This is a genomic window from Pseudomonas sp. SDO5522_S412, from assembly GCF_054071215.1.
In genome coordinates this window covers 45,790-61,270 of the sequence record NZ_JBSVWQ010000001.1, presented here as the reverse complement: position 1 = coordinate 61,270, position 15,481 = coordinate 45,790, and the positions used below count along the sequence as shown (strand labels likewise).

The following is a 15,481-nucleotide window of genomic DNA, read 5'->3' as shown; positions in this document are numbered from 1 at the left end:
TGAGTATGCGACGTATCGCGGTGATGGGCGCTGCCGGGCGCATGGGCAAGACCCTGGTCGAGGCTGTGCAGGCACGCTCGCCGGCCTCCGGGCTGACGGCGGCGATTGTTCGTCCCGGCAGCACCTTGATTGGTGCGGACGCCGGTGAGTTGGCGTCCCTGGGGCGGATCGGTGTTTCGTTGTCCGGCAATCTGGAGCAGGTTGCCGACGAGTTTGACGTGCTGATCGATTTCACCCTGCCGGACGTGATGCTGAAAAACCTGGCGTTCTGCCGCAAGGCGGGCAAGGCCATGGTGATCGGCACAACTGGCCTGAGCGCCGAGCAAAAGCAGCTGCTGGTGGAGGCGGGCAAGGATATTCCAATCGTGTTCGCGGCCAATTTCAGCGTCGGCGTCAATCTGTCGCTGAAGCTGCTCGACATGGCGGCGCGGGTGATGGGTGATGAGGCTGACATCGAGATCATCGAGACTCATCACCGGCACAAGATCGATGCGCCGTCCGGTACGGCATTGCGTATGGGCGAGGCGATTGCCGATGCCCTGGGTCGTGACCTGTCGAAGGTGGCGGTGTATGGCCGCGAAGGCCATACCGGTGCCCGCGCCCACGACACCATCGGTTTTGCCACCGTTCGCGGCGGTGATGTGGTGGGCGATCACACCGTGCTGTTCGCAACCGAGGGTGAGCGTCTTGAGATCACCCACAAGGCGTCTAGCCGCATGACGTTCGCCAAGGGTGCTGTACGTGCGGCGCTGTGGCTGGAGGGTCGTGCGCCGGGCCTGTACGACATGCGCGACGTGCTGGACCTGCATTAAGAAGTAGCTAAAACGGGGTCTCAGGAATATGCTGAGGCCCCGTTTTTACCCGCTAGGCGACGTCCTGTCGCATTCCCCTGCCTTTAAGGCTCATTAGCGGTGGACCAAAAAAGCCTTTTTCTGTAAGCTACAGCTTTAGTGTGTCCACTAAAAGCGCGCAGAATAATTCAGTGAAGAAGCGGGGTGACGTGTCCATACGTCACTCCGCTTTTTTACAACCTGCGATCGCCCTTTCAGGCTTTATTTACGGGAGGTCTTCTTGACTAAGCCAGCCATACTCGCCCTTGCTGATGGCAGCATTTTTCGCGGCGAAGCCATTGGAGCCGACGGTCAGACCGTTGGAGAGGTGGTGTTCAACACCGCCATGACCGGCTATCAGGAAATCCTTACTGATCCTTCCTACGCCCAACAGATCGTTACCCTGACCTATCCGCACATCGGCAACACCGGTACTACACCGGAAGACGCCGAGTCTGATCGTGTCTGGTCGGCTGGCCTGGTCATTCGTGACCTGCCACTGGTAGCGAGCAACTGGCGTAACACGATGTCCCTGTCCGATTACCTGAAAGCCAACAACGTTGTGGCGATCGCCGGTATCGATACGCGTCGCCTGACACGCATCCTGCGTGAAAAAGGCTCGCAGAACGGCTGCATCATGGCCGGTGACAACATCTCCGAAGAAGCAGCGATTGCAGCGGCCCAAGGTTTCCCTGGCCTGAAAGGCATGGATCTGGCGAAAGTCGTCAGCACCAAGGAAACGTACGAGTGGCGCTCCACCGTCTGGGACTTGAAGACCGACAGCCACGCGACCATCGAAGCTTCCGAACTGCCGTACCACGTCGTGGCCTACGACTACGGTATCAAGCACAACATCCTGCGCATGCTGGTCGAGCGCGGTTGCCGCGTGACCGTGGTGCCTGCGCAGACCCCGGCCAACGACGTACTGGCCCTGCAGCCGGACGGCGTGTTCCTGTCCAACGGCCCGGGTGACCCGGAGCCTTGCGACTACGCCATCAAGGCGATCAAGGAAGTGCTGGAAACCGAGATCCCGGTGTTCGGCATCTGCCTCGGCCACCAACTGCTGGCCCTGGCTTCCGGCGCCAAGACCCTGAAAATGGGTCACGGCCACCACGGTGCCAACCACCCGGTGCAGGACCTGGACACTGGCGTCGTGATGATCACCAGCCAGAACCACGGTTTTGCGGTGGATGAAGCGACGCTGCCGGGCAACGTCCGGGCGATTCACAAGTCGCTGTTCGACGGTTCCCTGCAAGGTATCGAGCGCACCGACAAGAGCGCGTTCAGCTTCCAGGGCCACCCTGAAGCAAGCCCGGGCCCGAACGACGTAGCGCCGCTGTTCGACCGTTTCATCAATGAGATGGCCAAGCGACGCTAACTGAGCGGCCTGAGGGCGGCCCGGGAAACCGGCGGCCCCCTCGGGCTCTTCAAAGATTGTTCAAGACGGCTTGCCGACTGACCTGCGGATTTGAGTGACAAACCCATGCCAAAACGTACAGACATAAAAAGCATCCTGATTCTCGGCGCTGGCCCGATCGTGATCGGCCAGGCCTGCGAATTCGACTACTCCGGCGCCCAGGCCTGTAAAGCCCTGCGCGAAGAGGGCTACCGCGTCATCCTGGTGAACTCCAACCCGGCCACCATCATGACCGACCCGGACATGGCCGACGCCACCTACATCGAGCCGATCAAGTGGCAGACCGTTGCCAAGATCATCGAGAAAGAGCGTCCGGACGCACTGTTGCCAACCATGGGTGGCCAGACCGCCCTGAACTGCGCACTGGACCTGGAGCGCGAAGGCGTCCTGGAGAAGTTCGGCGTAGAGATGATCGGCGCCAATGCCGACACCATCGACAAGGCTGAAGACCGTTCGCGTTTCGACAAGGCCATGAAGTCCATCGGCCTTGATTGCCCGCGTTCCGGTATCGCCCACAGCATGGAAGAGGCCAACGCGGTCCTGGAGCGCCTGGGCTTCCCGTGCATCATCCGTCCGTCCTTCACCATGGGCGGCACCGGCGGCGGTATCGCTTACAACCGTGAAGAGTTCGAAGAAATCTGCGCCCGCGGCCTGGACCTGTCTCCGACCAAAGAGCTGCTGATCGACGAATCCCTGATCGGCTGGAAAGAATATGAGATGGAGGTTGTCCGCGATAAGAAGGACAACTGCATCATCGTCTGCTCGATCGAAAACTTCGACCCGATGGGCGTGCACACCGGTGACTCGATCACCGTTGCGCCGGCACAGACCCTGACGGACAAGGAATACCAGATCATGCGTAACGCCTCTTTGGCGGTGCTGCGTGAGATCGGTGTGGAAACCGGTGGCTCCAACGTCCAGTTCGGCATCTGCCCGGACACTGGCCGCATGGTTGTGATCGAGATGAACCCGCGTGTATCGCGTTCTTCGGCGCTGGCATCGAAAGCTACCGGCTTCCCGATTGCGCGCATCGCCGCCAAGCTGGCGATCGGTTACACCTTGGACGAGCTGCAGAACGAAATCACCGGCGGCGCAACGCCGGCTTCCTTCGAGCCGTCGATCGATTACGTCGTCACCAAGCTGCCACGCTTCGCTTTCGAGAAATTCCCGAAAGCCGACGCCCGCCTGACCACTCAGATGAAGTCGGTCGGTGAAGTCATGGCCATCGGCCGGACCTTCCAGGAGTCCCTGCAGAAAGCCCTGCGCGGCCTGGAAGTGGGCGTTTGCGGTCTGGACGAGAAGCTCGACCTGAGCAACCCGGAAAGCATGAGCGTGCTCAAGCGCGAGCTGACCGTGCCGGGTGCCGAGCGTATCTGGTACGTGGCCGATGCTTTCCGCGCCGGCATGACCGTCGAAGACATCTTCGGCATGAACATGATCGACCCGTGGTTCCTGGTGCAGATCGAAGATCTGATCAAGGAAGAAGAGAAGGTCAAGACCCTCGGTCTGTCCTCCATCGACCGCGACCTGATGTTCCGCCTCAAGCGCAAAGGTTTCTCCGACATGCGTTTGGCCAAGCTGCTGGGCGTGACCGAGAAGAACCTGCGCACCCATCGCCACAAGCTGGACATCTTCCCGGTCTACAAGCGCGTTGATACCTGTGCGGCCGAGTTCGCCACCGACACCGCATACATGTACTCCACCTACGAGGAAGAGTGCGAAGCCGCGCCGTCGGGCCGCGACAAGATCATGATCCTGGGCGGCGGTCCAAACCGTATCGGCCAAGGCATCGAGTTCGATTATTGCTGCGTACACGCCGCTCTCGCCCTGCGCGAAGACGGGTACGAGACCATCATGGTCAACTGCAACCCGGAAACTGTTTCTACTGACTACGACACTTCCGACCGTCTGTACTTCGAGCCGGTAACGCTGGAAGACGTACTGGAAATCTGCCGTGTCGAGAAGCCAAAAGGCGTGATCGTCCAGTACGGCGGCCAAACCCCGTTGAAACTGGCGCGCGCACTTGAAGCTGCTGGCGTGCCGATCATCGGTACCAGCCCTGACGCTATCGACCGCGCCGAAGACCGTGAGCGCTTCCAGCAGATGGTTGAGCGCCTGAACCTGCGTCAGCCGCCAAACGCCACTGTGCGCAGCGAAGACGAAGCGATCCGCGCGGCCAGCAAGATTGGTTACCCGCTGGTGGTGCGTCCGTCCTACGTGCTGGGCGGCCGGGCGATGGAAATCGTCTACGAAGAAGACGAACTCAAGCGTTACCTGCGTGATGCGGTGAAAGTGTCCAACGACAGCCCGGTGCTGCTGGACCACTTCCTCAACTGCGCCATCGAGATGGACGTGGATGCGGTCTGCGACGGCACCGACGTGGTGATCGGCGCGATCATGCAGCACATCGAACAGGCTGGCGTTCACTCCGGTGACTCCGCTTGCTCGCTGCCGCCATACTCGCTGCCTGCACACATCCAGGACGAGATGCGCGAACAGGTCAAGAAAATGGCCCTGGAGTTGGGCGTGGTCGGCCTGATGAACGTACAGTTGGCGCTGCAAGGCGAAGACATCTACGTCATCGAAGTCAACCCGCGCGCCTCGCGTACCGTGCCGTTTGTTTCCAAGTGCATCGGTGTTTCCCTGGCAATGATTGCTGCCCGTGTGATGGCCGGTAAGACCTTGAAGGAAATCGGCTTCACCAAGGAAATCATTCCGAACTTCTACAGTGTGAAAGAGGCGGTGTTCCCATTCGCCAAATTCCCTGGTGTGGACCCGATCCTGGGCCCGGAGATGAAGTCCACCGGTGAAGTGATGGGCGTGGGCGATACCTTCGGTGAAGCATTCGCCAAAGCCCAGATGGGCGCCAGCGAAGTGCTGCCTACCGGCGGTACTGCGTTCATCAGCGTGCGCGATGATGACAAGCCGCTGGTTGCAGGCGTGGCCCGTGATCTGATCAACTTGGGCTTCGAAGTCGTGGCCACTGCCGGGACCGCCAAGCTGATCGAGGCTGCCGGCCTGAAAGTGCGTCGCGTGAACAAGGTAACGGAAGGCCGTCCACACGTGGTCGACATGATCAAGAATGACGAAGTCACCCTGATCATCAACACCACCGAAGGTCGCCAGTCGATCGCGGACTCCTACTCCATTCGTCGTAACGCCTTGCAGCACAAGATCTACTGCACCACCACCATTGCTGCTGGCGAAGCTATCTGCGAAGCGCTGAAGTTCGGTCCTGAAAAAACCGTGCGTCGCTTGCAGGATCTACACGCAGGATTGAAGGCATGATCAAATACCCAATGACCGTCCAGGGCGCAAAAGCCCTGGAAGAAGAGCACGCCCACCTGACCAAGGTCGTCCGTCCAAAGCTGAGCCAGGACATCGGTACGGCCCGGGAATTGGGTGACCTGAAGGAAAACGCTGAATACCATGCTGCCCGCGAGCAGCAAGGTATGGTCGAGGCGCGGATCCGTGACATCGAAGGCCGCCTGCAGAATTCGGTGGTTATCGACGTCACGACCATCCCGCATACCGGCAAGGTGATTTTCGGCACCACCGTGGAAATCGCCAACGTCGAGACTGACGAAAGCGTGGTTTACCACATCGTGGGTGAAGACGAGGCCGACTTCAAACTCGGCAAGATCTCCGTCGGTTCGCCGCTGGCCCGCGCCTTGATTGCCAAGGAAGAGGGTGACGTGGTGGCCGTCAAGACGCCAGGTGGCGTGATCGAGTACGAGATTGTCGAAGTTCGTCACATCTGAAAGACGGCGCCCGCTTCGTGCGGGCGCCATGCTTTGGCAGTTTGCCCAGATGCTTTGGGTTGGCGGCCTATGGCTGTTACATATTGGTGTGCTGCCGGCGCTGGGCCTGATTGGCCTGGCACCGTTGCTGATCGATGAGGTCAGCGGATTATTAAGCGCGTTGCTGGTAGGTTTTGCAGCGGCGTGCGTGACGCTTCAGGCGCTGGTGCTGATCAAGGCCGAAGGCTTGGGGAGTCTGTGGCGGGATATTCGCGGGCAACTGCTGTTGATGGCGCTGTATGCGTGCGCAATGTTTTGCGTGGTGCGCATCTTTCTGCCGGAGGCGTTGCGCTGGCAGCTGTTCAGCTATCTTGTGCTAGGGTTTTCCGGGTTGGTGCTGGTTGTACAGCCGGCGCCAGGATGGAGTGGCAGGGCGTGCGAAGCACGCCCGTGACCCTTGTTTCACTTGAAGCGGTGTACGTTCGACAGTTGCTTGTTGGCGCTGAAGTTCTTGCGATACAGCAGCGCCATCTTGCCGATGACCTGAACCAGGTCCGCTTTGCCAGCCTTGCACAGTTCTGCAATAGCTGCCAGGCGCGCCTCGCGATCAAGGATGCTGACCTTGATCTTGATTAGCTCGTGATCGCCCAATGCGCGTTCAAGTTCGGCTAACACACCTTCAGTCAAACCGTTGTCAGCCACAATCAAAACTGGTTTCAGATGGTGGCCAATGGATTTGTACTGTTTCTTCTGCTCTTGAGTGAGCGGCATAATCTGACCCCTGCGTCTGATCTTGTAAAAAGCGGCGGCCAGTTTACCCGAGCGAGTCCGGGACCGCCCAGTTAATCACGACCCGTTTTATTTTCGAGGTGGCCCGTGGCCCGTTCCAAAACTAGCCTTAAGTGGCTGCAAGAGCATTTCAACGACCCTTACGTCAAAATGGCGCAAAAGGATGGCTACCGTTCCCGGGCCAGCTACAAACTGCTGGAGATCCAGGAAAAGGACAAGTTGATCCGTCCTGGCATGAGCGTTATCGACCTGGGTGCCGCCCCGGGTGGCTGGTCCCAGGTGACCAGTCGTCTGATTGGTGGACAAGGCCGTTTGATCGCTTCCGACATCCTGGAAATGGACAGCATCCCTGACGTGACCTTTGTTCACGGCGATTTTACCCAGGATGAAGTGCTGGCACAGATCCTTGAGGCCGTCGGAAATTCGCAGGTAGACCTTGTGATTTCCGATATGGCCCCCAATATGAGTGGATTACCGGCTGTTGATATGCCGCGAGCCATGTTCCTGTGCGAATTGGCACTGGACCTGGCAGGACGGGTACTGCGTCCGGGTGGTGACTTCCTGGTCAAGGTCTTCCAGGGTGAAGGCTTCGACGAGTATCACAAGAACATCCGCAAACTGTTCGACAAGGTACAGACACGCAAGCCTGACTCTTCCCGGGACAGGTCTCGCGAGCAGTATTTGCTGGGTCGCGGCTTCCGTGGCATTGAAGGCGCTGCCAGTGAAGAGCGTTTTTGAGAAATTTGACGGAGGCGATAGGTTTTTTTATATCGCTTTCGTCACGAAGCTTTACGAATATTGTGTAGTCAAAGTTTCACAAAGGGTTACAGACGGCGCCTGCCAGAGTTGTAGGTAATGTAGTAAGTTAGGCCGGTGAATATCATGCGAAGCACGCGCCAGTAGCGGAGCTTGCTTCAGAGGGTAGTTAATTGAACGATATGGCAAAGAATCTGATCCTGTGGTTGATCATCGCGGCTGTCCTCGTGACGGTGATGAACAACTTCTCCAGCCCTAACGAGCCGCAGACCCTCAACTATTCCGACTTCATCCAGCAAGTTAAGGATGGCAAGGTCGAGCGCGTAGCGGTTGATGGCTACGTGATTACCGGCAAGCGCAACGATGGCGACAGCTTCAAGACCATCCGTCCGGCAATCCAGGACAATGGCCTGATCGGCGACCTGGTGGATAACCACGTGGTTGTTGAAGGCAAGCAGCCTGAGCAGCAGAGCATCTGGACCCAGCTCCTGGTGGCCAGCTTCCCGATACTGGTGATTATCGCCGTGTTCATGTTCTTCATGCGCCAGATGCAAGGTGGTGCGGGAGGCAAGGGCGGGCCGATGAGCTTCGGCAAGAGCAAGGCACGCCTGCTTTCCGAAGATCAGGTGAAAACCACCCTGGCTGACGTTGCCGGTTGCGACGAAGCCAAGGAAGAAGTGGGCGAACTGGTTGAATTCCTGCGCGATCCGGGCAAGTTCCAGCGCCTGGGTGGCCGTATTCCTCGCGGTGTGCTGATGGTTGGCCCGCCAGGTACCGGTAAAACCCTGTTGGCCAAGGCCATTGCCGGCGAAGCTAAAGTACCTTTCTTCACCATTTCCGGTTCCGACTTCGTCGAAATGTTCGTCGGTGTAGGTGCCAGCCGTGTTCGCGATATGTTCGAACAGGCCAAGAAGCACGCTCCGTGCATCATCTTCATCGATGAAATCGACGCCGTTGGTCGTCATCGTGGCGCCGGCATGGGCGGCGGTCATGATGAGCGTGAGCAGACGCTTAACCAGTTGCTGGTTGAGATGGACGGCTTTGAAATGAACGACGGCATCATCGTGATCGCTGCAACCAACCGTCCAGACGTACTCGACCCCGCTTTGCTGCGTCCGGGCCGTTTTGACCGTCAGGTCGTTGTCGGGTTGCCAGACATCCGTGGTCGTGAGCAGATCCTGAAAGTGCACATGCGCAAAGTGCCAATGGGCGACGACGTGGCTCCGGCCGTGATTGCCCGTGGTACTCCAGGCTTCTCCGGTGCCGACCTTGCCAACCTGGTGAACGAGGCGTCGCTGTTTGCCGCCCGTACCGGCAAGCGCATCGTTGAAATGAAGGAGTTCGAGCTGGCGAAAGACAAGATCATGATGGGCGCCGAGCGCAAATCCATGGTCATGTCCGAGAAAGAGAAGCAGAACACCGCTTATCATGAAGCCGGTCACGCCATTGTTGGTCGCGTTGTGCCTGAGCATGACCCGGTCTACAAGGTATCGATCATTCCTCGTGGCCGGGCGCTGGGCGTCACCATGTTCCTGCCGGAAGAGGATCGCTACAGCCTCTCCAAGCGTGCCTTGATCAGCCAGATCTGCTCGCTGTATGGCGGCCGGATCGCCGAAGAGATGACCCTGGGCTTCGATGGTGTTACCACCGGTGCCTCCAACGACATCATGCGTGCCAGCCAGATTGCACGGAACATGGTGACCAAGTGGGGTCTGTCGGAGAAACTCGGTCCTTTGATGTATGCCGAGGAAGAAGGCGAAGTATTCCTGGGTCGCGGTGGTGGTGGTCAAGCTGCCAGCTTCTCCGGCGAGACAGCCAAGCTGATCGACTCCGAAGTGCGCAGCATCATTGACCAGTGCTACGGCACGGCCAAGCAGATCCTCACCGATAACCGCGACAAGCTCGACGCCATGGCTGATGCCCTGATGAAGTACGAGACCATTGATGCCGAGCAGATTGACGACATCATGGCTGGTCGTACGCCTCGCGAGCCTCGCGATTGGGAAGGTGGTTCGGGTACTTCCGGCACGCCGCCAGTGGTACAGAACGAACGCCCTGAAGCCCCGATCGGCGGCCCGGCTGCTGACCATTAAGGTTTGAAATGACTTCTGCGTTGTCCTCGACCCGGTTGCCTTGCGGCAGCCGGGTTCTTGATTTGGCCCATACACACGTTATGGGCATTCTTAATGTAACCCCTGATTCCTTTTCCGATGGTGGTCGCTTCAGTCAGCTTGATGCTGCGTTGCGCCATGCGGAAGCGATGGTGGCTGCCGGTGCGACTCTGATTGACGTCGGTGGCGAATCAACCCGGCCCGGCGCGCGCGCAGTTTCTCCCCTGGAGGAACTGGAACGGGTTGCTCCGATTGTCGAGCGCATCCATCAAGAGCTGGACGTCATCATCTCTGTCGACACCTCGACCCCTGCCGTTATGCGCGAAACTGCGCGGCTGGGTGCAGGGTTGATCAACGATGTGCGCTCTTTGCAGCGCGATGGCGCTCTGGATGCGGCCGCCGCGACGGGGCTGCCGGTTTGCCTGATGCATATGCTTGGCGAGCCGGGCACGATGCAGGACGACCCGCATTACGACAATCTGGTCGGTGAAGTGAAAGGCTTCCTTGCCGAGCGCATGGCTCAATGCGCGGCGGTGGGGATTGCTCCCGAGCGGATAATCCTCGACCCGGGATTTGGCTTTGCCAAGACCTTGCAGCACAATTTAAGCCTGTTCAAGCATATGGAATCCCTGCATGCCCTTGGTCGCCCCTTGTTGGTCGGGGTTTCGCGCAAGAGCATGATAGGTCTGGCGTTGAATCGTCCCGTGGGTGAGCGGCTGCATGGCGGCCTGGCACTTGCGGCACTTGCCGTGGTCAAGGGTGCGCGCATCTTGCGCGTGCATGACGTGGCCGAGACGATAGATGTAGTGCGGATGATCGCAGCGGTTGAATCAGCCGAATAAGAATGATGGAGCACTTATGACTAAAAAGTATTTTGGCACCGATGGCATTCGCGGTCGGGTCGGCGAATTCCCGATTACTCCCGATTTCATGCTCAAGCTGGGCTGGGCCGCCGGCATGGCGTTCCGCAGCATGGGGGCCTGCCGTATCCTGGTGGGTAAGGACACGCGTATCTCGGGTTATATGTTTGAGTCTGCGCTGGAGGCAGGTCTGTCTGCTGCCGGCGCTGATGTGATGCTGTTGGGGCCGATGCCTACGCCGGCGATCGCTTACCTGACGCGTACCTTTCATGCTGAAGCCGGTATCGTGATCAGCGCTTCGCACAATCCCCACGATGACAATGGCATCAAGTTCTTCTCGGGCCAGGGCACCAAGCTGCCGGATGAGATCGAGCACATGATCGAAGAGTTGCTGGATGCGCCGATGACCGTCGTCGAATCGAGCAAGCTGGGCAAGGTATCGCGGATTAACGACGCTTCCGGCCGTTACATCGAATTCTGCAAAAGCAGCGTGCCTAGCAGCACCAATTTTGCCGGGTTGAAGGTCGTCATCGACTGCGCCCACGGCGCGACGTACAAAGTCGCACCGAGTGTGTTCAAGGAGCTTGGCGCAGACGTTACTGTACTGTCGGCGCAGCCGAACGGCCTGAACATCAACGCCAACTGCGGCTCAACCCACATGGGGCAGTTGCAGGCGGCTGTCCTGGCTGAGCATGCCGACTTGGGCATCGCGTTCGATGGTGATGGCGACCGCGTATTGATGGTCGACCACACTGGCGCGATCGTCGATGGCGACGACCTGTTGTTCATCATCGCCCGTGACCTGCATGAGCGTGACAAGCTGCAAGGCGGCGTCGTCGGTACCTTGATGAGCAATCTTGGCCTGGAGCTGGCCCTGGCAGATCTGGGGATCCCGTTTGTGCGCGCCAATGTCGGTGACCGCTACGTGATTGCCGACCTGCTGGAGCGTAATTGGCAGGTGGGTGGCGAAAATTCCGGTCATATCGTCTGCTTCCAGCACACGACTACCGGGGATGCGATCATTGCGGCGCTGCAGGTGCTGCTGGCGCTGCGTCGCCGTGAAGAAAGCCTGGCCCAGGCGCGGCAGGCGTTGCGCAAGTGCCCGCAAGTGCTGCTCAACGTGCGCTTTGCAGGCGGTGACAACCCTATCGAGCATCCAGCTGTCAAAGAGGCCAGTGAGCGCGTGACTGCCGCCATGGCGGGGCGTGGCCGGGTCTTGCTGCGCAAGTCGGGTACCGAGCCTTTGGTGCGTGTAATGGTCGAGGGCGAGGACGAAACACAGGTTCGCGGCTATGCCGAAGAGCTGGCAAAACTGGTAACTGAAGTTTGCGCCTGAATTCGGCTTGCCAGTGATGATGTGGTTGGGTAACATCTGCGCCCACTTTGACCGACGAGGTACAGCATGCGTCGCACTATGGTAGCTGGTAACTGGAAGATGCACGGTACCCGCGCCAGTGTCGCTGAGCTGATCAATGGCCTTCGTCATTTGGCCTTGCCTGGCGGTGTTGATGTCGCGGTATTCCCGCCTTGCTTGTATATCAATCAAGTGATTGATGGCTTGAAAGGCAAGTCGATCCAGGTCGGTGCGCAGAACTCTGCGGTGGAATCCATGCAAGGTGCGTTGACCGGTGAGATTGCACCGAGTCAGCTGGTTGATGCGGGTTGTTCCCTGGTGCTTGTTGGGCACTCCGAGCGCCGCCAGATCATGGGCGAGCGTGATGGGACACTCAATCGCAAATTCGCGGCGGCACAGGCTTGCGGCTTGGTTCCGGTGTTGTGCATAGGGGAGACCCTTGAGCAGCGTGAGTCCGGTAAAACTCTTGAGGTTGTCGGGCGTCAGCTGGGCAGCATCATCGAGGAGCTGGGAGTCGGTGCCTTTGCAAATGCAGTAATTGCTTACGAGCCGGTCTGGGCCATTGGCACCGGGCTGACTGCTTCGCCGCAACAGGCGCAGGATGTGCACGCAGCCATCCGCGCGCAGTTGGCGGCAGAGAATTCTGAGGTCGCACGAGGTGTGCGGCTTCTATACGGCGGCAGCGTGAAGGCGGCCAATGCGGTCGAACTGTTCGGCATGCCGGATATCGATGGGGGGCTCATTGGTGGAGCTTCCCTGAATGCAGATGAGTTCGGTGCGATTTGTCGCGCCGCGGGAAACTGAAAAAATGCTGGAAACAGTCATCGTTGTTTTTCATCTGCTGGGTGCACTGGGCGTAGTTGCTCTGGTTTTGCTGCAGCAGGGTAAAGGTGCGGACGCTGGTGCGTCTTTCGGGGCAGGTGCTTCAAATACTGTGTTCGGAAGCCAAGGTTCCTCTACCTTTCTTAGTAAGTTTACTGCTATACTTGCCGCCGGTTTCTTCATAACCAGCTTGGGGTTAGGTTACTTTGCTAAAGAGAAAGCTCATGTGCTGACTCAAGTAGGTCTCCCAAACCCAGCAGTGTTGGAAGTACCAAAAGCAAAACCGGCTTCTGATGATGTCCCGGTGCTTCAAGAGCAAAAGTCGGCTACTCCAGCGACTGACGTACCTCCAGCTCAAGAGCAGAAGTAAGAAGATTGTAAAAGCTGTATTGCCGAGGTGGTGGAATTGGTAGACACGCAACCTTGAGGTGGTTGTGCCCATAGGGTGTAGGGGTTCGAGTCCCCTTCTCGGTACCAATTATCAGGAGAGCCCGCTGTTGCGGGCTTTCTTGTAGGTGGAAGGTTACATTGACCCTGTAAGGGATCGGTCGTATACTTCCGCCCCAGCTTTGTCGCGGGGTGGAGCAGTCTGGTAGCTCGTCGGGCTCATAACCCGAAGGTCGTCGGTTCAAATCCGGCCCCCGCAACCAGTTTTAGCGGAGCCCCTTTTAAGGGGCTTTTTGTTAGCTGGACACTTTCAACGCCGCTGTTCGACGGCGTTTCAAGGATGGGCGTTTCGCCCATTTTTTTATTTTGCACAGCATGCACATACATGCACGAGGGGGTTCAGGTGTCGAGCAAGCTAGAAGAGTTGCAGGCCTTGTTGGCCCCGGTGGTCGTGGCCCTAGGCTATGAATGCTGGGGTATTGAGTTTTCGGCTCAAGGTCGCCACTCAATGTTGCGCGTTTATATCGATAAAGAGGGCGGCGTGCTGGTGGACGATTGTGCCATTGTCAGCCGTCAGATCAGCGGTGTCCTGGATGTTGAAGATCCGATCTCCGTTGAATACACCCTCGAAGTTTCCTCGCCTGGCATGGAACGCCCACTGTTCACTATTGATCAGTTTGCAAAATTTGCCGGTGAACAAGTGAAGATCAAGCTGCGCTCTCCCTTTGAAGGGCGACGCAACTTTCAGGGCCTTCTGCGCGGTGTAGAAGAGCAGGACGTCGTGGTGCAGGTAGAAGACCATGAGTTCCTGTTGCCGATCGATATGATCGACAAGGCCAACATTATTCCCAGTTTTGACTGAGACGCGGATCCCGCGGATCCAATGGCTTGCGAAAGGCGAGGCGTACGATGAGCAAAGAAGTACTGCTGGTTGTTGAGTCGGTATCCAATGAAAAGGGCGTACCGGCAAACGTGATTTTTGAAGCGCTGGAGCTGGCCCTGGCCACTGCTACCAAAAAGCGTTTTGAAGACGAAGTTGATCTGCGTGTGGAAATCAACCGCCACACCGGTGCCTACGAGACTTTCCGTCGCTGGACGGTCGTCGAAGAAGCCGATCTTGATGATCCGGCCATCGAAACCTGGCCAAGCAAGGTTGCTGAAACGCATCCGGGCGCCCAGGTCGGTGATGTCGTCGAAGAAAAGATCGAATCCATCGAGTTCGGCCGCATCGCTGCACAGACTGCCAAGCAAGTCATCGTGCAGAAGGTCCGCGAAGCCGAGCGCGCTCAAGTCGTTGACGCTTACCGCGAGCGCCTGGGGGAAATCATCTCCGGCACCGTGAAAAAAGTCACCCGCGACAACGTGATCGTCGACCTGGGTAACAACGCTGAAGCGTTGCTGGCCCGCGAAGACATCATTTCCCGCGAAACTTTCCGGGTTGGCGTGCGCTTGCGTGCGCTGCTCAAGGAAATCCGCACCGAGAACCGCGGCCCTCAGTTGATCCTGTCGCGTACCGCGCCGGAAATGCTGATCGAGCTGTTCCGCATCGAAGTGCCGGAAATTGCCGAAGGCCTGATCGAAGTCATGGCTGCGTCCCGCGATCCGGGTTCACGCGCCAAGATCGCGGTCCGCTCCAAGGACAAACGCATCGACCCGCAAGGCGCTTGCATTGGTATGCGCGGTTCGCGCGTCCAGGCAGTGTCGGGCGAATTGGGCGGTGAGCGTGTGGACATCGTCCTGTGGGACGATAACCCTGCGCAGTTCGTGATCAACGCAATGTCGCCTGCTGAAGTGGCGGCAATTATCGTTGACGAGGATGCCCATGCAATGGACATCGCCGTTGGCGCAGACAATCTGGCTCAGGCCATCGGTCGCGGTGGTCAGAACGTACGTTTGGCCAGCCAGTTGACCGGCTGGACCCTGAACGTGATGACCGAATCGGACATCCAGGCTAAGCAGCAAGCAGAAACCGGTGACATCCTGCGCAACTTCATCGACGAGCTGGAAGTCGACGAAGACCTGGCACAGGTGCTGGTAGATGAAGGCTTCACCAGCCTGGAAGAGATTGCCTACGTACCGTTGGAAGAAATGCTCAACATCGACGGCTTTGACGAAGACACCGTCAACGAGCTTCGCGCTCGGGCCAAGGATCGTTTGTTGACTAAAGCCATCGCTACTGAGGAAAAGCTGGCAGACGCCCATCCGGCCGAAGACCTGCTCTCGCTTGAGGGTATGGACAAGGATTTGGCGATGGAACTGGCGGTGCGCGGCGTAATTACCCGCGAAGACCTGGCCGAGCAGTCTATTGACGACCTGCTCGACATCGACGGCATTGACGATGATCGTGCCGGCAAGTTGATCATGGCCGCCCGAGCCCATTGGTTCGAGTAATTAGGCGCGGCCTGAGGAGAGAAG

14 protein-coding genes and 2 tRNA genes are annotated in these 15,481 nt (G+C 58.4%); 15 read left to right on the top strand and 1 reads right to left on the bottom strand.

Going from position 1 to position 15,481, the window contains the following annotated elements; translation table 11 throughout:
• Positions 1-5: 5 nt before the first annotated feature.
• The 5 genes from dapB to ACW9I6_RS00250 all read left to right on the top strand — a co-directional run bounded on the left by dapB (position 6) and on the right by ACW9I6_RS00250 (position 6,441).
• Entirely contained in the window at positions 6-812 is an 807-nt protein-coding gene (gene dapB, locus ACW9I6_RS00270) for a 4-hydroxy-tetrahydrodipicolinate reductase (RefSeq protein WP_087693401.1), read from the top strand.
• Between the two features lie 259 nt (positions 813-1,071).
• Positions 1,072-2,208, top strand: coding sequence for a glutamine-hydrolyzing carbamoyl-phosphate synthase small subunit (carA, locus tag ACW9I6_RS00265; protein WP_003212214.1), 1,137 nt, complete (start codon positions 1,072-1,074; stop codon positions 2,206-2,208).
• A 105-nt stretch (positions 2,209-2,313) separates the two neighbouring features.
• The gene (gene carB / locus ACW9I6_RS00260) at positions 2,314-5,535 is read left to right on the top strand and encodes a carbamoyl-phosphate synthase large subunit (protein WP_003212212.1); all 3,222 of its coding nucleotides are present in this window, start codon (positions 2,314-2,316) and stop codon (positions 5,533-5,535) included.
• Positions 5,532-6,008, top strand: a complete 477-nt coding sequence (gene greA / locus ACW9I6_RS00255; RefSeq protein ID WP_003212209.1) for a transcription elongation factor GreA — start codon at positions 5,532-5,534, stop codon at positions 6,006-6,008. The genes carB and greA overlap by 4 nt, the downstream gene beginning before the upstream one ends.
• 28 nt (positions 6,009-6,036) lie before the next feature.
• Entirely contained in the window at positions 6,037-6,441 is a 405-nt protein-coding gene (locus ACW9I6_RS00250; protein WP_003212207.1) for a hypothetical protein, read from the top strand.
• An 8-nt stretch (positions 6,442-6,449) separates the two neighbouring features.
• Here the strand turns inward: ACW9I6_RS00250 and yhbY are convergent, their stop codons facing one another.
• Positions 6,450-6,758 carry a ribosome assembly RNA-binding protein YhbY gene (yhbY, locus tag ACW9I6_RS00245; RefSeq protein ID WP_003212205.1) on the bottom strand — a complete coding sequence of 103 codons (309 nt, stop codon included), beginning with the start codon at positions 6,756-6,758 and terminating at the stop codon, positions 6,450-6,452.
• Between the two features lie 105 nt (positions 6,759-6,863).
• On the opposite strand from yhbY, the gene rlmE reads away from it, so the two are divergent.
• From rlmE to nusA, 10 genes are all read left to right on the top strand, one after another.
• Positions 6,864-7,514: a 23S rRNA (uridine(2552)-2'-O)-methyltransferase RlmE gene (gene rlmE / locus ACW9I6_RS00240; protein WP_003212203.1), complete on the top strand. Its 651-nt coding sequence runs from the start codon at positions 6,864-6,866 to the stop codon at positions 7,512-7,514.
• A gap of 200 nt (positions 7,515-7,714) precedes the next feature.
• Positions 7,715-9,625: an ATP-dependent zinc metalloprotease FtsH gene (gene ftsH / locus ACW9I6_RS00235; RefSeq protein ID WP_008436840.1), complete on the top strand. Its 1,911-nt coding sequence runs from the start codon at positions 7,715-7,717 to the stop codon at positions 9,623-9,625.
• 8 nt (positions 9,626-9,633) lie between these two features.
• Positions 9,634-10,485 carry a dihydropteroate synthase gene (folP, locus tag ACW9I6_RS00230; RefSeq protein ID WP_087693399.1) on the top strand — a complete coding sequence of 284 codons (852 nt, stop codon included), beginning with the start codon at positions 9,634-9,636 and terminating at the stop codon, positions 10,483-10,485.
• Between the two features lie 16 nt (positions 10,486-10,501).
• Positions 10,502-11,839 (top strand): phosphoglucosamine mutase, encoded by a 1,338-nt coding sequence (gene glmM / locus ACW9I6_RS00225; RefSeq protein WP_457338634.1) that lies wholly within the window; start codon positions 10,502-10,504, stop codon positions 11,837-11,839.
• A gap of 66 nt (positions 11,840-11,905) precedes the next feature.
• Complete coding sequence (gene tpiA, locus ACW9I6_RS00220; protein WP_008436843.1) at positions 11,906-12,661, top strand: triose-phosphate isomerase; 756 nt, start codon at positions 11,906-11,908, stop codon at positions 12,659-12,661.
• Between the two features lie 4 nt (positions 12,662-12,665).
• Positions 12,666-13,049, top strand: a complete 384-nt coding sequence (gene secG / locus ACW9I6_RS00215; RefSeq protein WP_026078118.1) for a preprotein translocase subunit SecG — start codon at positions 12,666-12,668, stop codon at positions 13,047-13,049.
• A gap of 21 nt (positions 13,050-13,070) precedes the next feature.
• A tRNA-Leu gene (locus tag ACW9I6_RS00210) sits at positions 13,071-13,156 on the top strand.
• A 96-nt stretch (positions 13,157-13,252) separates the two neighbouring features.
• Positions 13,253-13,329, top strand: a tRNA-Met gene (locus ACW9I6_RS00205).
• Between the two features lie 140 nt (positions 13,330-13,469).
• Positions 13,470-13,928: a ribosome maturation factor RimP gene (rimP, locus tag ACW9I6_RS00200; protein ID WP_003235029.1), complete on the top strand. Its 459-nt coding sequence runs from the start codon at positions 13,470-13,472 to the stop codon at positions 13,926-13,928.
• A 47-nt stretch (positions 13,929-13,975) separates the two neighbouring features.
• Entirely contained in the window at positions 13,976-15,457 is a 1,482-nt protein-coding gene (nusA, locus tag ACW9I6_RS00195; protein WP_003212187.1) for a transcription termination factor NusA, read from the top strand.
• Positions 15,458-15,481 lie beyond the last annotated feature (24 nt).